This is a genomic window from Adhaeribacter soli (genome assembly GCF_008727925.1).
Taxonomy (GTDB): domain Bacteria; phylum Bacteroidota; class Bacteroidia; order Cytophagales; family Hymenobacteraceae; genus Adhaeribacter_A; species Adhaeribacter_A soli.
On record NZ_VTWT01000005.1, the window covers coordinates 327,533 to 348,892 of the forward strand.

Annotated in this window: 18 protein-coding genes and 4 tRNA genes; 4 read left to right on the forward strand and 18 right to left on the reverse strand. The window is 47.2% G+C overall.

Going from position 1 to position 21,360, the window contains the following annotated elements:
* The first annotated feature begins 172 nt into the window (after nucleotides 1-172).
* A complete protein-coding gene (locus tag F0P94_RS11075) occupies nucleotides 173-544 on the forward strand; it encodes a hypothetical protein (RefSeq protein ID WP_150903945.1) in 372 nt (123 codons plus the stop codon).
* Between the two features lie 344 nt (nucleotides 545-888).
* Here the strand turns inward: F0P94_RS11075 and F0P94_RS11080 are convergent, their stop codons facing one another.
* From F0P94_RS11080 to F0P94_RS11150, 15 genes are all read right to left on the reverse strand, one after another.
* Nucleotides 889-1,212, reverse strand: a complete 324-nt coding sequence (locus F0P94_RS11080; protein ID WP_150903946.1) for a DUF3467 domain-containing protein — start codon at nucleotides 1,210-1,212, stop codon at nucleotides 889-891.
* A 1-nt stretch (nucleotide 1,213) separates the two neighbouring features.
* A complete protein-coding gene (rpoC, locus tag F0P94_RS11085) occupies nucleotides 1,214-5,527 on the reverse strand; it encodes a DNA-directed RNA polymerase subunit beta' (RefSeq protein WP_150903947.1) in 4,314 nt (1,437 codons plus the stop codon).
* A 147-nt stretch (nucleotides 5,528-5,674) separates the two neighbouring features.
* Nucleotides 5,675-9,547, reverse strand: a complete 3,873-nt coding sequence (gene rpoB / locus F0P94_RS11090; RefSeq protein ID WP_150903948.1) for a DNA-directed RNA polymerase subunit beta — start codon at nucleotides 9,545-9,547, stop codon at nucleotides 5,675-5,677.
* A gap of 294 nt (nucleotides 9,548-9,841) precedes the next feature.
* On the reverse strand, nucleotides 9,842-10,219 hold the full coding sequence (rplL, locus tag F0P94_RS11095) for a 50S ribosomal protein L7/L12 (protein ID WP_150903949.1): 378 nt from the start codon (nucleotides 10,217-10,219) through the stop codon (nucleotides 9,842-9,844).
* Between the two features lie 42 nt (nucleotides 10,220-10,261).
* The gene (rplJ, locus tag F0P94_RS11100; RefSeq protein WP_150903950.1) at nucleotides 10,262-10,804 is read right to left on the reverse strand and encodes a 50S ribosomal protein L10; all 543 of its coding nucleotides are present in this window, start codon (nucleotides 10,802-10,804) and stop codon (nucleotides 10,262-10,264) included.
* A gap of 11 nt (nucleotides 10,805-10,815) precedes the next feature.
* Nucleotides 10,816-11,505: a 50S ribosomal protein L1 gene (gene rplA, locus F0P94_RS11105; RefSeq protein WP_150903951.1), complete on the reverse strand. Its 690-nt coding sequence runs from the start codon at nucleotides 11,503-11,505 to the stop codon at nucleotides 10,816-10,818.
* A gap of 14 nt (nucleotides 11,506-11,519) precedes the next feature.
* A complete protein-coding gene (rplK, locus tag F0P94_RS11110) occupies nucleotides 11,520-11,963 on the reverse strand; it encodes a 50S ribosomal protein L11 (RefSeq protein WP_150903952.1) in 444 nt (147 codons plus the stop codon).
* A 46-nt stretch (nucleotides 11,964-12,009) separates the two neighbouring features.
* Nucleotides 12,010-12,573, reverse strand: a complete 564-nt coding sequence (gene nusG / locus F0P94_RS11115) for a transcription termination/antitermination protein NusG (protein WP_150903953.1) — start codon at nucleotides 12,571-12,573, stop codon at nucleotides 12,010-12,012.
* Nucleotides 12,574-12,582: 9 nt separating this feature from the next.
* The gene (secE, locus tag F0P94_RS11120) at nucleotides 12,583-12,765 is read right to left on the reverse strand and encodes a preprotein translocase subunit SecE (RefSeq protein WP_317133061.1); all 183 of its coding nucleotides are present in this window, start codon (nucleotides 12,763-12,765) and stop codon (nucleotides 12,583-12,585) included.
* 35 nt (nucleotides 12,766-12,800) lie between these two features.
* Nucleotides 12,801-12,873: transfer RNA gene (locus F0P94_RS11125), tRNA-Trp, on the reverse strand.
* 122 nt (nucleotides 12,874-12,995) lie between these two features.
* The gene (tuf, locus tag F0P94_RS11130) at nucleotides 12,996-14,183 is read right to left on the reverse strand and encodes an elongation factor Tu (protein ID WP_150903955.1); all 1,188 of its coding nucleotides are present in this window, start codon (nucleotides 14,181-14,183) and stop codon (nucleotides 12,996-12,998) included.
* A 63-nt stretch (nucleotides 14,184-14,246) separates the two neighbouring features.
* Nucleotides 14,247-14,318, reverse strand: a tRNA-Thr gene (locus F0P94_RS11135).
* Nucleotides 14,319-14,378: 60 nt separating this feature from the next.
* Nucleotides 14,379-14,451: transfer RNA gene (locus F0P94_RS11140), tRNA-Gly, on the reverse strand.
* A gap of 17 nt (nucleotides 14,452-14,468) precedes the next feature.
* Nucleotides 14,469-14,555, reverse strand: a tRNA-Tyr gene (locus F0P94_RS11145).
* Nucleotides 14,556-14,782: 227 nt separating this feature from the next.
* Nucleotides 14,783-17,368, reverse strand: a complete 2,586-nt coding sequence (locus F0P94_RS11150; protein WP_150903956.1) for a M1 family metallopeptidase — start codon at nucleotides 17,366-17,368, stop codon at nucleotides 14,783-14,785.
* Between the two features lie 79 nt (nucleotides 17,369-17,447).
* Between F0P94_RS11150 and F0P94_RS11155 the strand changes: the two genes are divergently transcribed.
* The 3 genes from F0P94_RS11155 to frr all read left to right on the forward strand — a co-directional run bounded on the left by F0P94_RS11155 (nucleotide 17,448) and on the right by frr (nucleotide 19,697).
* Nucleotides 17,448-17,942: an acetyl-CoA carboxylase biotin carboxyl carrier protein subunit gene (locus tag F0P94_RS11155; protein ID WP_150903957.1), complete on the forward strand. Its 495-nt coding sequence runs from the start codon at nucleotides 17,448-17,450 to the stop codon at nucleotides 17,940-17,942.
* A gap of 336 nt (nucleotides 17,943-18,278) precedes the next feature.
* A complete protein-coding gene (gene pyrH, locus F0P94_RS11160) occupies nucleotides 18,279-19,007 on the forward strand; it encodes a UMP kinase (protein WP_150903958.1) in 729 nt (242 codons plus the stop codon).
* Nucleotides 19,008-19,133: 126 nt separating this feature from the next.
* Nucleotides 19,134-19,697: a ribosome recycling factor gene (gene frr / locus F0P94_RS11165; protein ID WP_150903959.1), complete on the forward strand. Its 564-nt coding sequence runs from the start codon at nucleotides 19,134-19,136 to the stop codon at nucleotides 19,695-19,697.
* Between the two features lie 224 nt (nucleotides 19,698-19,921).
* On the opposite strand, the gene nadD is transcribed toward frr, so the two are convergent.
* Genes nadD through F0P94_RS11180 form a run of 3 tightly spaced genes read right to left on the reverse strand, consistent with a single transcriptional unit; the run spans nucleotide 19,922 to nucleotide 21,357 of the window.
* Nucleotides 19,922-20,494: a nicotinate (nicotinamide) nucleotide adenylyltransferase gene (nadD, locus tag F0P94_RS11170; RefSeq protein ID WP_150903960.1), complete on the reverse strand. Its 573-nt coding sequence runs from the start codon at nucleotides 20,492-20,494 to the stop codon at nucleotides 19,922-19,924.
* A complete protein-coding gene (gene gmk, locus F0P94_RS11175; RefSeq protein ID WP_150903961.1) occupies nucleotides 20,491-21,075 on the reverse strand; it encodes a guanylate kinase in 585 nt (194 codons plus the stop codon). The genes nadD and gmk overlap by 4 nt, the downstream gene beginning before the upstream one ends.
* 6 nt (nucleotides 21,076-21,081) lie before the next feature.
* A complete protein-coding gene (locus F0P94_RS11180) occupies nucleotides 21,082-21,357 on the reverse strand; it encodes a hypothetical protein (protein WP_150903962.1) in 276 nt (91 codons plus the stop codon).
* Nucleotides 21,358-21,360: the final 3 nt, after the last annotated feature.

Below are 21,360 nucleotides of genomic sequence, written 5' to 3' on the forward strand. Positions count from 1 at the left end.
ACAAAAAAGCCCTTCTGCCTGCTGCTGAAGGGCTTTTTTGTTATCTTCTCTGTTGAAATTCCCGGTTATTTTTTTCTGTTTTTATAGTTCCTGTGGTTAAAATTTCGTAGAGTGTTTTAATACCTTTTATTCAACCTTAAAAACTGTCCCTACTGTTTCAACTCGAAATCGTATGAAGAAATTTCTGGAAGTAAATGAAGACAATATCTTTGAAAAGGATCTGGTAAATAAGTGGATCTCGGATTGTCATAATTCTCTCCGCCCCTGCATTGTGGTCTATTATCATGATGACCTCGCTCATATTTCGGCTAATATTTCCCACCTATTAAACCTGAACAAATCGGGGTTGCAGGAGGAGCTGAATCGGATAGACCAGGACTTCTTTATGCTGGGTATCGATCATTTCCATAGCTCCCTGCATTTCTGGAAAGTGAACGATCATAAGTTCACCTTTGATGACATTCCCCGTGATAAAGCCTTAGTAGCTGCTCATAAGATTTATGATATTCTGGAACGAAGGATCAGGGATTTAGAACTGAAATAAAAGGCTTATTGCTCTTTTACCTTTATTTAAATTCCATTTATCATTGAATTATCTGGTATAAAGCCCCTACCCTGTTCTGTTCCCTGACAGAATTTAAATTTCTAGTTTCAGCAGGTTGAATCTGGATATTAGTTCTACCGGAGGACAGAACCTGTAGTTGTAAATCACAAGATTCTTTCAGAATGACAGGAAGGTGAGCATGTAATCTGGTAAAATCAGGGATCCTTAACTCTTCCACTTACCCCTATATGTAAAGAATACGCGAAAGCGCTACCATTTTAAAACAAAAAGTCCCGGCTGAAACAACCGGGACTTTTTTATGGGATTTTAATACTGTTTATAGGTTAAGCTTCGCCAACGGTACCTCCGAAGTTCATCGGAAAGCTGGGAAACTCCTGGGTCTGTTTGATGGCGCCAAAGCTGGCTTCGTAGCGCTCAATGTTTTCGTTGAGCGCGGTCAGCAACCGTTTTGCGTGTTCCGGCGTGATCACGATCCGGGCTTTTACTTTCGCTTTCGGAATACCCGGCATCAGCCGGATAAAATCGATCACGAATTCGGAGCTCGAATGGGCGATCATGGCCAGGTTCGCAAACTCGCCTTCGGCAATTTCTTCCGAAAGCTCGATGTTGATCTGGTTCGGCTGCTGGTCCTTTGCTTTATCTGCCATCTTATCTTTCCTGTAATTCGCGTTGACGGGCGGATGTCTGACGTTTCGACTCAACCAGGTTGTCGTACTCCTCTTTCGAGCCTACGATCAGCTTGGTATACTCGCGTAAGCCAGTACCGGCCGGGATCAGGTGACCAACAATTACGTTCTCTTTCAAACCTAACAGTTCGTCGGCCTTGCCGCGGATAGCCGCTTCGCTCAGTACCTTGGTAGTTTCCTGGAAGGAAGCTGCGGAGATAAAGCTTTGCGTACCCAAGGAAGCCTGTGTAATACCCTGCAGCGTAGGACGGGAAACGGCCGGCGATGCATCGCGAACGGTTACTAAACGTAAGTCGCGGCGACGTAAGCTGGAGTTCTCGTCACGTAAACGGCGGGCGGTTACGATCTGACCAGGTTTCAGGTTGGTTGAATCACCGGCATCTTCCACTACTTTCATATCGATAATCATATCATTTTCTTCCATGAAAGTAACTTTATCGATTACCTGGTGCTCCAGGAACGAAGTATCACCGGCATCCAGGATCACCACTTTCTGCATCATCTGGCGAACTACCACCTCAATGTGCTTATCGTTGATCTTCACACCCTGCAGACGGTAAACTTCCTGGATCTCGTTCACCAGGTACTCCTGCACGGCACCCGGACCCTGAATGTTCAGGATGTCGGTTGGCGTGATGGCACCGTCGGATAACGGCATACCGGCACGGATGAAGTCGTTGTCCTGAACCAGGATGTGCTTGGAAAGCGGCACCATGTATTTCTTCTTCACACCGTCTTTCGACTCGATGAAGATCTCACGGTTACCACGTTTCACACCACCGTAGGTTACCACACCGTCGATCTCGGACACAACAGCCGGGTTAGACGGGTTACGCGCTTCGAATAATTCGGTAACGCGTGGCAGACCACCTGTAATATCGCGGGTTTTACCAATGGCACGCGGGATCTTAACCAGGATCTGACCAGCTTTGATCTTCTCAGCGTCATCCACTACAATGTGGGCGCCTACCGGAATGTTGTAACCTTTCGGTTCGCCATTCTTGGCAACCACCACAATGGCAGGGTTCTGGGTCTTATCTTTGGTTTCGATAATAACCTTCTCACGGTGACCGGTCTGCTCATCAGATTCCTCGCGGTAAGTAATACCTTCCACGATGGCATCGTACTGAACCGTACCGTCGAACTCGGAAAGGATAACCGCGTTGTACGGATCCCAGTTGCAAAGCTCCTGGCCTTTCTCGATGGTCTGACCGTTCTGCACCAGCAGGAAGGAACCATAAGGTACGTGGTTGGAAATAAGAACGCGGTTGGTGCCCGGCTCCATGATCTTCACCTCGCCTGAACGGCCCATTACTACCTGTACCGGATCGCCTTCGTTGTTGATGGTATCTAAGGTACGAACATCTTCATACTCTATAACCCCGGCAAACTTGGCACGGATGGAAGCATCTACCGCAATGTTAGAGGCAGTACCACCCACGTGGAAAGTACGGAGCGTTAACTGAGTACCTGGTTCACCGATAGACTGGGCAGCGATTACACCTACTGCTTCACCTTTCTGAACCATGCGGCCCGAAGCCAGGTTACGGCCGTAGCATTTCGCACAGATACCGCGCTTGGTTTCGCAAGTCAGTACCGAACGGATCTCCACGGTCTCGATAGAAGTTGCTTCTACGCGACGGGTGATCTCTTCGGTGATCTCGTTACCAGCTTCCAGGATAATTTCACCGGTGATCGGATCGATGATATCGTGCACGTTATTACGGCCCAGGATACGCTCAGACAGTGATTCCACGATGTCTTCGTTATCTTTCAGCGCGCTTACTTCCAGACCACGCAACGTACCGCAATCGGTTTCGTTTACGATCACGTCCTGAGAAACGTCTACCAGACGACGGGTCAGGTAACCCGCATCCGCCGTTTTAAGAGCCGTATCCGCAAGACCTTTACGCGCACCGTGGGTAGAGATGAAGTACTCGATTACGTCCAGACCTTCCTTGAAGTTAGAAAGGATCGGGTTTTCGATAATTTCACCTACCGAACCTTGCAGGGATTTCTGAGGCTTAGCCATCAGACCCCGCATACCGCCTAACTGACGGATCTGCTCTCTCGAACCACGCGCACCGGAGTGCATCATCATGTAGATCGAGTTGAAGCCCTGGTCGTGTTTCTCCAGACGGCCCATCAGGGTTTCGGTGATCTGGTTGTTGATACGCGTCCAGATATCGATTACCTGGTTGTAACGTTCGTTATCCGTAATCAGACCCATCGAGTAGTTCGCCCAAACAGCATCTACGTCTTTCTTGGCCTGTTCTACCAGGATGTCTTTCTCTTTCGGAATAACGATATCGCCAAGACCCATAGACAGACCGCCTTTGAAAGCTGACTGGAAACCTAAGGTTTTGATATCGTCGAGGAACTGAGCTGTACGCGCCATACCCGTTGCCTTGAACACGCGGGAAATGATCTGCTGCAGTTTCTTTTTCGTTAAAAGTTCGTCTACGAAACCAACTTCTTCCGGCACGAACTGGTTGAACAGCACGCGGCCGGCAACAGTTTCGATCACGCGAACGACATGGTTTCCGTTTTCGTCAACATCTTTGGTTCTTACTTTAATGTAAGCCTGCTTCGAAAGTTTACCTTCGTTTATCGCGATAATAACTTCCTCCGGAGAGTAGAACGTCATGCCTTCGCCCGGAATTACTTCGGTTTCGGTAGTACGTTTTCCTTTGGTTACATAATACAAACCAAGAACCATGTCCTGAGATGGTACCGCAATTGGCGCACCGTTGGCAGGGTTCAGGATGTTGTGCGACGCCAACATTAACATAGAGGCTTCCAGAATTGCTGCAGGTCCTAGTGGAACGTGCACCGCCATCTGGTCACCGTCAAAGTCGGCGTTGAATGCCGTACACACAAGCGGGTGTAACTGAATAGCTTTACCCTCGATCAGGCGCGGCTGGAAAGCCTGAATACCTAATCTGTGGAGCGTAGGAGCACGGTTCAGCAGAACCGGGTGACCTTTCAGTACATTTTCCAGGATATCCCAAACCACCGCATCTTTCCGGTCTACGATCTTCTTGGCAGATTTTACCGTTTTCACGATACCGCGCTCGATCAGTTTACGAATAATGAATGGTTTGAAAAGCTCAGCCGCCATGTTCTTAGGCAGACCGCACTCGTGCAGTTTCAATTCAGGACCTACCACGATAACCGAACGACCAGAGTAGTCAACACGCTTACCTAATAAGTTCTGACGGAAACGGCCTTGCTTACCTTTCAGCATATCTGATAAGGATTTCAGGGCACGGTTACCTTCGGCACGAACCGCGTTCACTTTACGGGAGTTGTCGAACAGAGAGTCAACCGCTTCCTGAAGCATACGCTTCTCATTTCGAAGAATTACTTCCGGCGCTTTGATCTCGATCAGACGCTTCAGACGGTTATTACGGATAATAACGCGACGGTAAAGGTCATTTAAGTCGGAAGTAGCGAAACGGCCGCCATCCAGAGGAACAAGCGGACGTAATTCCGGTGGAATAACCGGCACCATGCGGATAACCATCCACTCGGGCTTGTTCTCTACACGGGTTGCCGCATCACGGAACGCTTCCACTACGCGAAGACGCTTTAAAGCATCGGCTTTCCGTTGCTGGGAAGTTTCGTGGGCAGCAGAGTAACGCAATTCGTAAGAAAGATCATCCAGGTTCAGACGCTCCAACAGCATGTTCAGCGCATCGGCACCCATACGCGCGATAAACTTGTTCGGATCGTTATTATCCAGCATCTGGTTTTCGCGCGGCAGTTTGTCGATCATGTCCAGGTACTCGTCTTCGGTCAGGAAGTCCAGCGTGTTCACGCCGTCTTCTGCCAGAATACCCGGCTGTACTACTACATACCGCTCGTAATAAATGATCTGATCCAGTTTCTTCGTTGGAAGACCTAATAAGTAACCGATCTTGTTCGGCAGAGATTTGAAGTACCAGATGTGGGCAACCGGCACTACGAGCTCAATGTGGCCCATACGCTCCCGGCGTACTTTCTTCTCGGTAACTTCCACGCCGCAACGGTCGCAAATGATGCCTTTGTAACGAATTCTTTTATATTTTCCGCAGTGACATTCCCAGTCTTTAACCGGACCAAAGATACGCTCGCAGAACAGACCGCCCATTTCGGGCTTGTACGTACGATAGTTAATGGTTTCCGGCTTGGTTACCTCACCGTTCGAACGCTCCAGAATAGATTCCGGAGAGGCCAGGCTGATGGTAACTTTGGAGAAGTCCTGATTTAATTTTTTTGTTTTTGCAAACGCCATTTTTCAGTTTTGAAAATTTTACGATTTGAACACTTGATGGTGGGTTAGTATTGCCGGAAGACTTTTTCAGCCTCCCGGCATACTGTTTTACCCTGTGCATGCTACCTGACTTTTTCAGGCCGGAAGCATACGGTTTTTCAGCAGTTCTTAATCCAGCGTGATCTCTAACGCCAAACCTCTTAACTCGTGAATCAATACGTTGAAAGATTCCGGGATATTTGGTTTCGGCAATACGTCGCCTTTTACAATGGCTTCGTATGCTTTGGCACGGCCAATAACGTCATCGGATTTCACGGTTAAGATCTCCTGCAGCACGTTCGAAGCACCGAAAGCCTCGAGCGCCCAAACCTCCATCTCACCGAAACGCTGACCACCGAACTGGGCTTTACCACCCAATGGCTGCTGCGTGATGAGTGAGTACGGTCCGATTGAACGGGCGTGCATTTTATCATCAACTAAGTGTCCTAATTTCAGCATGTATATTACCCCTACAGTTACCGGTTGGTCGAAGCGATCGCCTGACAGACCATCGAACAGGTAAGAACGTCCCCAATCCGGTAAACCGGCTTCGGTAAGTTCAGCGGCAACCTGGTCTTCCGTGGCACCATCGAAGATCGGAGTAGCGTATTTGCGGCCCAGTTTTAAACCAGCCCAGCCCAATACGGTTTCGTAGATCTGACCGATGTTCATACGCGAAGGTACACCAAGCGGGTTAAGCACGATGTCCATTGGCGTACCGTCTTCCAGGAACGGCATGTCTTCTTCCCGCACGATACGGGCAACCACACCCTTGTTACCGTGACGACCTGCCATCTTATCACCTACTTTCAGCTTACGCTTCTTGGCAATATAAACTTTGGCAAGCTGCACGATACCGGCTGGTAACTCGTCGCCAACTTCCAGCGTGAACCGGTCGCGTTTGAAACGGGCCGAGATCGTGTTGCGGCGCTTGGTGTAGTTTTTCACCAGTTGCAGCAACATGCTGTTCGTATGGTCGTCGTTCGTCCAGTTTTCCAGGATCAGGTCCTTGAACAAGGTAACTTCTTCCGGAACGGCGTAGTTGCTTTCGTCTTTGTAAGGGTTCTTATCCGGGAACAGGTTCTCAGAAATGTTCTTTCTTGAGAATTTCACGCCTTTCGACATGATCTCGTCGCCGAACTTATGCTTGATGCCCTGAGAAGTTTTGCCGTCGAGCAAAGCTGTCAGTTTTTCAATCATAATGCCCTTTACCGCGCGAAGTTCGCTGTTGTAACGGGCTTTTAATTCTTCCACTTCCTTCTTAGACTTGGCCCGAAGGTTTTTGTCTTTTTTAGGACGGGAGAACAGTTTTGTATCGATTACCACACCGTTCAGGGATGGCGGTGCTTTAAGCGAGGCATCCTTCACGTCGCCGGCTTTATCGCCGAAGATCGCACGAAGCAGTTTTTCTTCCGGAGTCGGATCCGTTTCGCCCTTAGGCGTGATCTTACCGATCAGGATATCGCCTTCACGCACTTCCGCACCTTCACGGATGATACCGTTCTCATCGAGGTTACGAACTGCTTCTTCCGAAACGTTCGGGATCTCAGAAGTAAGTTCTTCTTCACCGCGTTTTGTTTCACGAACTTCAAGCTCGAATTCTTCGATGTGGATAGAAGTAAATACGTCGTCGCGCACAACTTTCTCGGAGATTACAATAGCATCCTCGAAGTTGTAACCCTGCCACGGCATGAACGCTACCTGTAAGTTACGGCCCAGTGCAAGTTCGCCCTGGTTTGTTGCGTAACCTTCGCAAAGCGCCTGGCCTTTCTCAACGCGCTGACCTTTGTAAACGATCGGCGTTAAGTTGATACAAGTATCCTGGTTGGTGCGACGGAATTTGATCAGGTCGTAAGTCACTAACTCAGCATCGAAGGAAACAAGTTTGTCATCTTCGGTTAAGTCGTAACGAACAACAATTTTATCAGCATCTACAAAAGCAATCTCACCGGTACCTTCGGCTACAACCAAAGCACGGGAGTCGATAGCAGCGCGTTCTTCAAGACCGGTACCAACAATTGGCGCCTGCGGCTTAACTAACGGTACTGCCTGACGCTGCATGTTCGAGCCCATCAAGGCACGGTTAGCATCGTCATGCTCAAGGAAAGGAATCATGGAAGCGGCCACCGATACGATCTGGTTTGGCGCTACGTCCATGTAGGTATAGGTTTCACCTGGTTCAACCGGGAAGTCACCTTCGAAACGGCCTTTTACGCGGTCTGCCAGGAAATTACCTTTATCATCGATCCGGGCGTTTGCCTGGGCAATGTGGTGGGTATCTTCTTCTTCGGCAGTTAAGTATTTCACCGGGGTTTCCAGATCAACTTTACCGCCGGATACCGTACGATAAGGAGTTTCGATGAAACCCATTCCGTTCACGCGGGCGTGTACGCAAAGGGAAGAAATCAGACCGATGTTCGGACCTTCCGGGGTTTCGATGGTACACAGACGACCGTAGTGGGTGTAGTGAACGTCACGAACCTCGAAACCGGCACGCTCACGGGAAAGACCGCCTGGCCCTAATGCAGATACACGACGTTTGTGCGTGATCTCTGCCAGCGGGTTGGTCTGGTCCATGAACTGCGATAACTGGTTGGTACCGAAGAACGAGTTGATTACCGAAGAAAGCGTACGCGCGTTGATCAGGTCAACCGGTTTGAATTCTTCGTTATCGCGCACGTTCATACGCTCCTTAATGGTACGCGCCATACGGGCAAGACCTACACCAAACTGGGCATAAAGCTGCTCGCCAACGGTACGCACGCGACGGTTGCTTAAGTGGTCAATATCATCCACTACCGCTTTGGAATTGATCAGACCGATCAGGTATTTCACGATCAGGACGATATCTTCGTTGGTAAGCACCTTGGCTTCCCAGTTCTTGTCAAGTCCTAATTTTTTGTTGATTCTGTAACGACCTACATCACCTAAATCGTAACGTTTGTCGGAGAAGAACAGCTTCTGGATAATATCGCGAGCCGTTTCTACGTCTGGTGCTTCCGTATTCCGGAGCTGACGGTAGATCTGCTCAACCGCTTCCTGCTCGGAGTTGGAATTATCTTTCTGAAGCGTATTGTAGATAATAGTATAATCAGCGATGTTGATGTTTTCGCGGTGAACAATTACCGTTTTAACACCAGAATCGATAATGGTTTCGATGTCTTCATCCGTAATTTCCATGTCGCGTTCCAGCAACACTTCGTTACGGTCGATAGAAACTACCTCACCGGTATCTTCGTCCACGAAATCTTCCGTCCAGGTTCTCAGAACCCGGGCAGCTAATTTGCGGCCTACTGCTTTCTTAAGGGTTTTCTTATCGGCTTTCAGTTCTTCCGACAAGCCGAATAAGTCTAAGATATCCTTATCTGTTCCGTAACCGATAGCACGTAATAGCGTGGTAACCGGGAATTTCTTCTTACGGTCGATGTACGCATACATTACGTTGTTTACGTCGGTAGCGAACTCGATCCAGGAACCTTTGAAAGGAATGATACGGGCAGAGTACAATTTCGTACCGTTGGTATGCTTGCTCTGGGCAAAGAACACACCCGGGGAACGGTGCAGCTGCGAAACAATAACGCGCTCAGCACCGTTGATCACGAAAGAGCCTTTTTCGGTCATGTACGGGATATTACCCAGGAACACTTCCTGCTCGATCGTTTCAAAATCTTCGTTGTCCTCATCATTACAGATCAGGCGAAGTTTTGCTTTTAAGGGTACGGAATAAGTTAAGCCCCGGTCGATACACTCGTCTACCGAATATTTCGGCGGATCGATGTGGTAGTCGATAAACTCCAGAACGAAGTTTTCGCGGGAATCTGAAATGGGAAAATTTTCAGCGAATACCTTAAAGAGACCTTCATCCGTGCGGTTTTCAGCCGCGGTTTCTAATTGGAAAAAGTCCTGGAAGGATTGTAGCTGAACATCTAAAAAGTCCGGGTAATCAATTACCTTTTTGATGGAAGCGAAATTGATCCGCTCATCGGTTCTGTTTTTAGCCAATGGTTAAAAATTTAAATGTTTCAGTTAAATTCTTTTTTCTTGCCGGTCTCGAGCCTGGCAAATAATTGGCACCTCAAACTATTCGGAAATCACTGACTCACTAACCGGGAAAACTCCTGCTTAAAACCCTGTGGTCTTATGTTAAAAAAAGTAATCCTGCGCTCCTCCGAACCGGAGCCCTTTTGCCCGTCGGCAAACCGGTTATTCTATTCAGTAATGTTAATCGGGTACAAACAGGAAAAGACCTGACGAAATGCCAGGTCTAATTCTGTGAATATGGTTACTGGAGGGTAATTATTTTACCTCTACTTCAGCACCAGCTTCTTCTAAAGCTTTCTTTAAAGAATCAGCTTCGTCTTTAGCAACACCAGCTTTCAGTTCTTTTGGAGCGCCATCTACTAATTCTTTAGCTTCTTTCAGACCTAAGCCAGTAAGTTCTTTTACTAACTTAACTACTGCTAACTTAGAAGCACCAGCGTTTTTCAGGATCACATCGAAAGAAGTTTTTTCTTCAACTGCAGCGGCTTCACCACCACCACCGCCAGCCATCATTACAGGAGCAGCAGCAGCAGGCTCAATGCCGTATTCATCCTTCAGGATAGTAGCTAGTTCATTTACCTCTTTAACAGTTAAATTAACTAACTGCTCTGCGAATGCTTTCAAATCTGCCATTTTTATAAAAATTAAAAAGTTATTTATTGATTGATTAAATTGTTATTCTTTTTCGGATAAAGTTTTCAGGATACCAGCCAGTTTGTTGCCGCCGCTTGATAACGCAGAAATAACGTTCTTCGCTGGAGACTGTAACAGACCAATAACTTCGCCAATGAGTTCCTGCTTGGATTTGATCTTGGATAAAGTATCCAGATACTCTCCTCCTACAAACAGGTCGCTGTCGATGTATGCGCCTTTGAAAACTGGTTTTGCGATATCTTTCTTACCGTAAGCTTCTTTTTTGTAGAAGTCCTGCAGTAAACGCGCCGGAGCGCTGCCGCTTTCTGCGGAGAACAGGATACCAGACTGGCCTTTTAAAGCCTTGTCCATTTCGGAAGTATCAGCACCTAAAGTATCTAAAGCCTTACGGATAAGCGTATTCTTGTAAACTTTGTACTCCATGCCTTTGTCGAAGCAAAGACGACGGAAGCGGTTGATACCGGCAACGGTCATGCCACCTGCATCGGTGATATAAAAGAAGCTGTTAGAAGCAAATTTCTCTGCCAGCTCCTGTACGATTGCGTGTTTTTCTTCTCTTGTCATTGTCTTCCTTCTTAGATTGAGTTCTTGTCAACCGTTACCGCCGGGCTCATGGTGCTGGAAAGGGTTACACTTCTGATGTAAGTACCTTTAGCAGATGAAGGCTTTAATTTATTTAACGTTGCGATAACTTCGGCAGCGTTTGCAGCAAGCATTTCAGGAGAGAAAGATACTTTACCGATGCTGGTGTGAATGATACCGGTTTTGTCTACTTTAAAGTCGATCTTACCAGCTTTCACTTCTTTTACCGCTTTGCCAACTTCCGGTGTAACTGTACCGGATTTCGGGTTTGGCATCAGGTTACGAGGACCTAAGATACGGCCTAAACGACCTACTTTTGCCATTACAGCCGGCATGGTGATGATCACATCAACATCTGTCCAGCCTTTTTCGATCTTGGCGATATAATCGTCCAGACCTACGTAATCAGCGCCAGCATCTTTTGCTTCCTGCTCTTTATCCGGGGTGCAAAGAACCAATACTTTAACTTCTTTACCTGTACCGTGTGGTAATGTAACAATACCTCTTACCATCTGGTCTGCTTTCCGTGGGTCAACGCCTAAACGAACGTCGATGTCTACGGAAGCATCGAATTTGGTAAAAGTAATTTCTTTTACTACACCAGCTGCATCTCCTAAAGAATACTCTTTATTCAAATCAACTTTTGCCAATGCCGCTTTGCGGTTTTTTGTATTTTTAGCCATTTCTACCTTTCTGATTATTCACTCCAAGGAGCTGTACCTGTTACTGTGATACCCATGCTTCTGGCAGTTCCTGCAACCAGGCTCATCGCTGCTTCAATTTTAAATGCGTTCAAATCCGGCATTTTAACTGTAGCGATTTCTCTGATCTGATCCCAGGTAACTGAACCAACCTTATTACGGTTAGGCTCTTTGGAACCGTTCTTTATTTTAGCGGCTTCCATAAGCATAACCGGTGCTGGTGGAGTTTTAACCACAAAGTCGAATGACTTGTCGGTGTACATTGTAATCAGTACCGGACAAACCTGGCCAGCTTTATCCTGGGTTCTTGCATTGAACTGCTTGCAGAACTCCATGATGTTTAAGCCTTTCGAGCCAAGTGCAGGTCCCACCGGCGGCGAAGGATTCGCGGCGCCTCCCTTTATCTGTAGCTTCAGATAACCTTTAATTTCTTTTGCCATTGTTTTATTTAAGTTCGGGTATAAACCCAATTTGTACTCTTTTTAATCAGGACTCTTTTTCTACCTGCACGTAGTTTAGTTCTACCGGCGTATTACGGCCGAAGATCTTCACCATAACGTTCAGTTTCTTCCGCTCTTCGAACACTTCTTCCACTGTTCCGGAGAAGCCGTTGAACGGACCGTCCATTACTTTTACTGTTTCGCCAACAATAAATGGCGATTCCAGTACTTCTACCTGTTCCTCGGCTTCGTCTACCGTTCCTAAGATCCGGTTAACTTCTGACAAGCGTAACGGAACCGGCTTGCTGTTTTCTTTATTTCTTCCTTCGTTCGCACCAAGGAAGCCAATTACGCCCGGCGTGCTGATAATAATGTGTTCAGCTTCGCCGTGCGAAAGGTCTGCATGTACCAGTACATAGCCCGGGAAGAAATTTCTTTCTCTCACGCGCTTTTTACCGTTCCGCATTTCGTACACCTTTTCGGCCGGTATCAATACCTGGGGCACATACTCGGTAAGGCCCTGACGCATGATCTCGGTTTCCATGTACGCTTTAGCCTTTTTCTCCTGCCCGCTCACCGCGCGCACTACATACCATTTTAATTCCGCCATGTGCTGAAATTAAAATTGATTGTAAAACAAAGAAAGGCCGGCATCGTAGATGTAATCCATGGTACCTACTACCAAAGCAAATACTAACGTTCCTACCAGAACCAATACTGAACTCTTTTGTAATTCTGTATAAGTCGGCCATGCAACGTTATGCCGCATCTCCGTAATAGTTTCGCTGATATATTTCTTCACTTCGGTAATTTTTTATTTGTTAACTTAATAACTAGCACGGGCGGAGAGACTCGAACTCCCAGCCAATGGTTTTGGAGACCACTACTCTACCAATTGAGCTACGCCCGTGTAAAAAAATGCACTCACAAATCAACTAAATGTGAATTGGAGTGCAAATTTAAGAATTAATTTTATGAAAACAAAGCCCCGCTCCAAAGAATTTTCTACAGAACGGGGCCTTATTAAATTAATTAGTCTAGGATTTCAGTTACCTGACCTGCACCTACAGTACGGCCACCTTCGCGGATCGCGAAACGCAGACCTTTTTCCATCGCTACTTTGTTGATCAGATCAACAGTGATGGTGATGTTATCGCCTGGCATAACCATTTCAACACCTTCTGGCAGGGTAATTACACCCGTTACGTCAGTAGTTCTTAAGTAGAACTGTGGACGGTAGTTGTTGAAGAATGGTGTGTGACGGCCCCCTTCTTCTTTAGAAAGAACGTAAACCTCAGCTTTAAACTTCATGTGCGGCTTCACAGAACCTGGCTTGCAGATTACCATACCACGACGGATATCGGTTTTCTCAATACCACGGAGTAACAGACCTACGTTGTCACCAGCTTCACCTCTGTCAAGGATCTTACGGAACATCTCAACACCAGTTACTGTAGACTTCAGGCCTTCAGCACCCATACCTAAGATATCTACCTGCTCACCAGAGTTGATTACACCACGCTCGATACGGCCAGTAGCTACTGTACCACGACCAGTGATAGAGAACACGTCTTCAACTGGCATCAGGAATGGAAGATCAGTTAAACGAGCCGGGATTGGAATGTAGCTATCTACTGCAGCCATCAGCTCTTCGATTGTAGCTACCCATTTCGGATCGCCGTTCAGACCACCAAGAGCAGAACCCTGGATAACCGGAATGTTGTCGCCATCGAAATCGTAGAAAGAAAGAAGCTCGCGGATTTCCATCTCAACAAGTTCTAATAATTCCGGATCGTCTACCATGTCCACTTTGTTCATGAAAACAACCAGAGCAGGTACACCTACCTGACGAGCTAAAAGGATGTGCTCGCGTGTCTGTGGCATAGGACCATCAGTTGCAGCAACTACCAGGATAGCACCGTCCATCTGAGCAGCACCAGTTACCATGTTCTTCACGTAGTCAGCGTGACCTGGGCAGTCAACGTGTGCATAGTGACGGTTCTCAGTAGAATATTCTACGTGGGAAGTGTTAATAGTAATACCACGCTCTTTTTCTTCAGGAGCATTATCAATAGAAGAGAAATCGCGTTTTGCAGCTAAACCTTTGTTCGCTAAAACCTGAGTAATAGCGGCAGTCAAGGTAGTTTTGCCGTGGTCAACGTGCCCAATAGTACCGATGTTTACGTGCGGTTTGGAACGATCAAATGTTTCTTTAGCCATTTTTAAAGAATATTAGATATAGTTTGAAACTAATTTATGAAAAGAATATAAAATACGCTTTTGAGCCAACGATGGGAATTGAACCCACGACCCCTTCCTTACCAAGGAAGTACTCTACCCCTGAGCTACGTCGGCTTATTGCATTAACAAAAAAAGATTTAAACCTACCGTTTAAATCTGTCTTGCATTGTTTTGAGCGGAAGACGAGGTTCGAACCCGCGACCTATAGCTTGGAAGGCTATCGCTCTACCAACTGAGCTACTTCCGCTTGTTTAATGAAAGAATTGGTGGGGAGAGAAGGATTCGAACCTTCGAAGTCATTACAACAACGGAGTTACAGTCCGTCCCATTTGGCCGCTCTGGAATCTCCCCATATTTCAAAAAACATCCTTTTTCAGAACCGCTACTCTCAGCGTGTTTCCCTAAGGAGCTGCAAAATTAATTGCTTTTTTCAATCTGTCAAACTTTTCTGAAAAAATATTTTCAGGTTTATTTTCGACTGGTTTAAAGTACCGTTTTCCCTTAAACCGATGCGAAAGTACAACTTTTTTCAATAGTTAAAACTACTTGCCTGTTTTTTTTTGAAAAAATATAGCGTTTTACTGCATTTGCTTATAAATCCGCTGTAACCTTTCGTCTTTTTCGTTGTTTCTGATCGTTTTCAGGCGTTCCTGCACCCCGTGTTCGTCGGCCAAAAGCGTTAGCGCCTGATAACCGGCCAGGCGTACATAATACGCATTATGGGTCTTTGCCAGGTTTTCGATCGCGTTTATTCCGTTCTGACGTTCGGGATTTTCCACTTTATATAAGTAAGCGGCAAAAGCCGGCAGAAAAGAAGTTAATGCCGGACCGGAAAGGCGGGTCAGTTGCTTTTCAAACCAGGGGTATTCGGTGCCTTCGCCGTGGCGGGCATAGAAAGATGCGAGGGCGGCTACTACTTCTTCGCTTTCTGTATTTTTTAAATTCTTGAGCTTTGTCTGGTAAGGCTGCACATTCTCCTGGGAAATCAACGCATCTACGCCGGCCGAGACTACGGTGTAAGAACTATCCTGCAGGGCTTTTTCGAAAACAGGGAGATAAGCCGGATCTTTGAAACTGGCCAGCGTAGCGATGGCATCGGCGCGAACGGAGGTCTTTGGGTCCTTTAAAGCTATTTCGCGGATCCTTTGCTTTACCGGGTTGTATTCAGGAGCGGAAAAGTCTTTGGCGCCCTCCTTTTCGTTGTTGAAGCGGCGGGTAGTTAAATTATAGTTCGTAACGGCCTGGCTGCGGATAAGCCAGAATTTATCGTTGAGGGCATTTTGCAGCAGTTTCTGTACTTCCGGTTCCGAGGTTTTGGCAGTAAGTGCCTGCAGGGCCTGCAATCTTGGAACTGCTTTGCCGGCGTGGTAGTACTGGTAAATGAGTTCGGCCGGACTTTTCTCGTGCTGAAGCGTACCGAGCAGCTGCGCTTCGGCATCTACCAAAACCAACTGGGGCTGGGCGGCGGCAGGCAGTTCGAACGTCTGGTTTGCTTTGGTAATGGTGATCGGGTGTTCGGTTTTCTGGTTATTGGTCCATACGACCACCTTCAGGGGCAGCTTATATATAGGAGTGAAAGTTGAATCCTGGGTTTGCTGAATATTTAAAATCACCTTGCCGTTGGCGTATTGCTGCGAAACCTTCAGCTGCGGATGGCCCGGCTGCAGGAACCATTGATCGAAAAACCAGTTCAGGTCTTCGCCGGTAACTTCTTCGAAAGCTAATCTTAAGTTGTGGATTTCTACGGTTTTGAATTTATTCTCTACCAGGTATTTCTTTAAAGAGGCAAAAAAAGCTTCGTCGCCGACGTATTTGCGGAGCATGTGCATGACGCGGGAGCCTTTCTGATAAGAATGCCGGTCAAACATGTCTTCTTTATCCTGGTAATGGTAGCGGATCAGGGGTACTTGTTTGGTTTCGGCTTCGCGGAGGTAGCTTTTCAGATCGTTGTTCAGGGCCAGGTCGGCTTCGTCTACCCCTAATTTATGCTCGAACCACAGGTATTCGCCGTAGGTGGCCAGACTTTCGTTCAGGGGCAGGTTGCTCCAGCTTTCGGTAGTTACCAAGTCGCCGAACCATTGGTGGAAAAGCTCGTGGGCAATAATTTCGTCCATGCTGTGGTCGAGCAGTTCGCGGTTGGTAAGCTGCACAAATTCCCCGAACACGCTGGCCGACGTATTTTCCATGGCGCCGGAAACGTAATCGCGCACCACTACCTGGGCGTATTTCTCCCAGGGATATTCTACCCCTAGTTTCTGGCTGAAAAAGGTTAGCATTTCCGGGGTATTGCCGAAGATGCCTTTGGCGCTGTTCTTATATTTAGGCTCTACGTAATAATCGATGTCTTTATTTTTCCAGGTATCGCGCACTACCGCAAATTCGCCAATGGCCATCATGGTGAGGTAAGGCGCGTGCGGCAGTTCCATTTTCCAGTAATCGGTGCGGGTGCCGTTGGCGTTATTTTTCGAGTAGATAAGGGTTCCGTTGGAAAGCGTTTTGAAATTCTTCTCAATGGTAATATAAAGCTCCTGGGTCATCTTCTCGTTCGGCGAATCGATGGTCGGGAACCAGCAGGAACTGGCTTCGGTTTCGCCCTGTGTCCAGATCTGGCGGGGTTTGTCTTTCTCCTCCCCTAGCGGATTAATAAAATACAGACCTTTGTCGGAAGTGATTGCTGCCGAGCCCCCGGCTTCCAGTTCGTTGGGTTTGGCTACGTAGTTAATATAAACTTCGTATTTCTGATCGCGGGTGTAGGTTTTATCGAGGGTGATGTTCAGTTTTTTGCCGTCGTAGGTGTATTTCAGCTCTTTCCCGCTGGCCAGTTCTATGCTCTTAATATCGAAGCCTTTGGCATCCAGAATCAGAGTATTTTGCGGATAAAAATACGGCTTGCAGGTTAAAGTGGCTTCGCCGAGCAGATGCTGCTTTTGCCAGTCGAAGCTGACGCGGAGTTTGGTATGGATGATGTCGTTGAGCTGGGTGCGGGAAGGCTGGTACGGAGCCGGTTTTGGCACCCATTCCGGTACGGTTTTTTGCTTTTCAGGCGCGGTTATAATTCCTAGAGAAGCATTGTTTTGATTTGTACCCGGTTTGGCAGTTTTACAGCCCGAAAGCATACCGGTTGCCACTGCGAAACTTATTACCGCAAAAGCCTTCAAATTCATAGCGAAATCCTTAAATTTGCCTCAATTTGGGAAATTCCCTTCGAAATCCCGCAATTTCAAGCTTTAAACTTACCCGAATATGCTGCAGGTAAAATCCGGCGATACTTCCTGGCAGGTAGATAACAAACAAGGCAACCTGCTTTTGAACGGCGAACCGTTCAACTGGGACCTGGTTCAGATCGATGCCAACCGCTTTCATATTATTAAAGACAACGTTTCGTATTCGGCCGAACTGGTAGAAGCTGATTATAAAGCCAAAACCTTCACCCTGAAAATTAACGGTACGCTGCACACGGTTTCGGTAAAAGACCGTTTCGATCTGCTGCTTGCCCAGATGGGCATGAGCGATGCCACCGAGAAAAAGTTCAACGACATTAAAGCGCCGATGCCGGGCCTGGTAATCGACATTAAAGTAAAACCGGGCGACGAGGTGAAAAAAGGCGACCAGATCCTGGTACTGGAGGCGATGAAGATGGAAAACATCCTGAAATCTCCGGGCGACGGCGTGGTGAAAGCCATTAAGGTGAACGTGAAGGACAACGTGGAAAAAGGCCAGGTGCTGCTGGAATTTTAAGCTCGACTGTTCGATTGTTCGATATTCGATTGTTCGACTTTGGAATTGTTGATTGTTGATTGTTGGATCGGACAATTATTGCAGGCATTAATTTGCCCCGGCCTTTAGGCCGGGGATAAAAGCAAACCGATTCTGGCTTTAGCCGAACTTTTTAGCTTGAATTACTATTAGGATTAGGCTAAAGCCAAAAAATCTGATTTACTATACCCCGGCCTGAAGACCGGGGCAATTCAAAAAAACTGAAGAAATACGGTAAGAATTTCGGGTTGCAAACTGTTAATGATCTGAACAGCAAAACCAGGCAGATTTATTTAGAAACTATAAAACAGATATAAAGTGAAATATAAGCGGATCTTACTGAAGTTAAGCGGCGAATCGCTGATGGGTGAACAAAACTACGGCATCGACCCGAACCGCCTGGTAGAATATTCGGCCGAAATAAAATCGGTAGTGGATATGGGCGTGCAGGTGGCCATTGTAATTGGCGGCGGCAACATTTACCGCGGCATGCAGGCCGAAGAAGTTGGTCTGGACCGCGTACAAGGCGATTACATGGGAATGCTGGCTACCGTGATCAATAGTATGGCCTTACAGAGTGCGCTGGAAAAAATTAACGTAAATACCCGTTTGCTTTCCGGTATCAACATTCAGCAGGTTTGTGAGCCTTATATTCGTCGCCGGGCCATGCGCCACCTGGAAAAAGGCCGCGTGGTAATTTTCGGTGCCGGCATTGGCAGCCCTTACTTTACCACCGATTCGGCAGCGAGCTTACGGGCGATTGAAATTGAAGCCGATGTGGTATTGAAAGGTACGCGCGTAGACGGCATTTATACTGCCGACCCGGAGAAAGATCCGAAAGCGACCCGTTATACCAACATTACCTTTCAGGAAGTTTTCGAAAAAGACCTGAACGTAATGGATATGACTGCCTTTACGCTCTGCAAAGAAAATAACCTGCCGATCATCGTATTCGACATGAACAAGAAAGGCAACTTGAGCAAAGTGCTGGACGGCGAAGAAATTGGTACGCTGGTAAGCATGGAACCTACCGAGCAGCCGATTTAATTTCGAATTTTCGACCGTCAGATTTTCGATTGTTCGACTTTTTGGTGCATTTTTGCTACTGTTTCGGCACAAGCCGGAAACCATTAAATAAAATTTGAGTTTACTACGCTATTTAAATAGAATAAGATGACCGAAGAAATTAAGATGTATTTAGACGACGCCGAAGAATCGATGCAAAAGGCGTTGAACCATACCGGAATTGAATTAACTAAGATCCGTGCGGGCAAAGCTTCGCCGGCCATGGTAGAAGACATTCGTGTGGATTATTACGGTACACCAACCCCAATTTCTCAAGTTGCCAACGTAACTACGCCCGATGCCCGTACTTTAATGATTAAGCCATGGGAGAAAAACATGCTGGGCGAAATAAACAAAGCCATTAAGAACAGCGACCTGGGCCTGGCGCCTATGCAGGAAGCCGACGGCATTCGCCTGAACATTCCGGCTTTAACCGAGCAACGCCGCCGCGACCTGGTAAAACAGGTGAAAAATGAAACCGAAAGCGGTAAAGTGCGCATCCGTAATGTTCGCAAAGACGTGAACGATTCCCTGAAAAAGCTTTTGAAAGATGGCGCTGCCGAAGATGCCATTAAGGATGCGGAAGCCAAAGTCCAGAAATTAACCGACGCTTACATTGTGAAAGTAGACGAACTGCTGAGCAAGAAAGAAGCGGAGATCATGACTATCTAGACACAGGTAGCAAGACTTAAGTATCAAGACTTCATCAACAAAAAAGCCTTTCAGCGTGCTGAAAGGCTTTTTTGTTTGATCGTATTTTTTTTTGCTGTAAGCCAAAGCCTGCTTCAATTTATATTCATAAGGAATCAGTTTCTTTAGCAAATAAAAAAACCTGCTGTTTGCGGATAGACCACAGACAGCAGGTTTTTTGTTTATTTAATAGCGTTTCTAGTTTCCTATACCCAGAACTTTTTCAGTTTAATGTAATTCTCTACGCTTTCCGGCACTAAATACCGGATCGATCTGCCGGCTTTTACCGTTTCGCGGATGAAGGTGGCGGAAAGATCCAGGTTGGGCGCGGGCACCAGTTTTACTTTTGGGTGGCTTTTCAGTACGGTTTCGGCCGTGCGGCTGCGCGGGTAAACGTATATTTCGTGATTGGCCAGGAGCTGCTCGTAGTTTTTCCACTTCGGCAGCGTGGGCAGGTTGTCTTCGCCCATAATGAGGGCAAATTCGTAGCTGGGGTAACGTTGCTGCAAATAGGCCAGCGTATCGATGGTGTAGCTGGGCCGCGGCATGTTGAACTCGATGTCGGTGGCATTAAGCGCGGCATTATCATCTATTGCCAGGCGCACCATTTGCAGGCGGTCCTGCTCGTGCAGCAGCGTATGGCTTTGCTTGAACGGATTCTGAGGCGACACAACGAACCAGACCTGTTTGAGGTCGGTGTTCTGGGCCATGTAGTTTGCAATAATAAGATGGCCGATGTGAACGGGATTAAAGGAACCGAACAACAAGCCTACTTTCATACAATGGCTTCTTCGGAGGTCAGGAAATCGTTCACCAGTTTTTCGGCTTCGCCAAAGGCTTTTTCCAGGTCGTCGTTTACAATTACGCGGTCGAACTTGTTTTCGAAACTAAGCTCGAACTTGGCTTTGAACACCCGACTGGAAATGCTGGAAGCGGAATCGGTGGCACGGGCTTCGAGGCGTTTGGCCAGCTCTTCTACCGAAGGCGGTTTCACGAAAATAGCCAGTGCGCGGTCTTTGTAGAAATTCTTTATAGCGAGGCCTCCCTTTACATCTACATCCAGAATGGCGTGTTTGCCCAGGCTCCAGATGCGTTCTATTTCGGATTTCAGCGTGCCGTAAAAAGCGCCTTCATACACTTCCTCCCATTCTACAAAAGCATCTTCTTCGATTCTTTTGCGGAAATCTTCGGGCGTAATGAAGTAGTAATCTTTGCCGTGGGTTTCGTTTCGGCCGCGCTTGTCGCGGGTACAGGCCGAAATAGAGAAACTGAGCTGCGAATTTACGTTAAGCAGGTGTTTTACAATAGTGGTTTTGCCGGCTCCTGACGGGGCCGAGAAGATAATAATCTTACCTTGCACGCGGGATTAAACGGTTTCTTGAACGATCTTTTTGATGGTGGAGATCAAACTGGCAGGCGCATCTTTTCTTTTTACGTTCAGCTTCAGGAAGTCTTTGAGCATTTTCTGGTGCCGGTGCGCTTCGAAGCAGTTTGCACATTCTTCCAGGTGCTTGTAAAAATAGGTCTGGTCGTCGGACGTTGCCTCGTCGTCGATAATCATTTCGAGGATGCTGATGATCTTCTGACAGTCATCGCTTGCGGCAGTCACGTCGCCTTTCAGTTCGGTAGTAGTAGTCTCCATATC

Bases quoted from the DNA above. Each gene is read 5' to 3' on its own strand.
- rplL (WP_150903949.1), bottom strand. From the start codon at position 10,219: ATGGCAGATTTGAAAGCATTCGCAGAGCAGTTAGTTAATTTAACTGTT.
- frr (WP_150903959.1), top strand. From the start codon at position 19,134: ATGACCGAAGAAATTAAGATGTATTTAGACGACGCCGAAGAATCGATG.
- rplJ (WP_150903950.1), bottom strand. From the start codon at position 10,804: ATGACAAGAGAAGAAAAACACGCAATCGTACAGGAGCTGGCAGAGAAA.
- nusG (WP_150903953.1), bottom strand. From the start codon at position 12,573: ATGGCGGAATTAAAATGGTATGTAGTGCGCGCGGTGAGCGGGCAGGAG.
- nadD (WP_150903960.1), bottom strand. From the start codon at position 20,494: ATGAAAGTAGGCTTGTTGTTCGGTTCCTTTAATCCCGTTCACATCGGC.
- rpoC (WP_150903947.1), bottom strand. From the start codon at position 5,527: ATGGCGTTTGCAAAAACAAAAAAATTAAATCAGGACTTCTCCAAAGTT.
- rplK (WP_150903952.1), bottom strand. From the start codon at position 11,963: ATGGCAAAAGAAATTAAAGGTTATCTGAAGCTACAGATAAAGGGAGGC.
- rplA (WP_150903951.1), bottom strand. From the start codon at position 11,505: ATGGCTAAAAATACAAAAAACCGCAAAGCGGCATTGGCAAAAGTTGAT.
- F0P94_RS11080 (WP_150903946.1), bottom strand. From the start codon at position 1,212: ATGGCAGATAAAGCAAAGGACCAGCAGCCGAACCAGATCAACATCGAG.
- F0P94_RS11155 (WP_150903957.1), top strand. From the start codon at position 17,448: ATGCTGCAGGTAAAATCCGGCGATACTTCCTGGCAGGTAGATAACAAA.
- F0P94_RS11150 (WP_150903956.1), bottom strand. From the start codon at position 17,368: ATGAATTTGAAGGCTTTTGCGGTAATAAGTTTCGCAGTGGCAACCGGT.
- tuf (WP_150903955.1), bottom strand. From the start codon at position 14,183: ATGGCTAAAGAAACATTTGATCGTTCCAAACCGCACGTAAACATCGGT.
- F0P94_RS11180 (WP_150903962.1), bottom strand. From the start codon at position 21,357: ATGGAGACTACTACTACCGAACTGAAAGGCGACGTGACTGCCGCAAGC.
- F0P94_RS11075 (WP_150903945.1), top strand. From the start codon at position 173: ATGAAGAAATTTCTGGAAGTAAATGAAGACAATATCTTTGAAAAGGAT.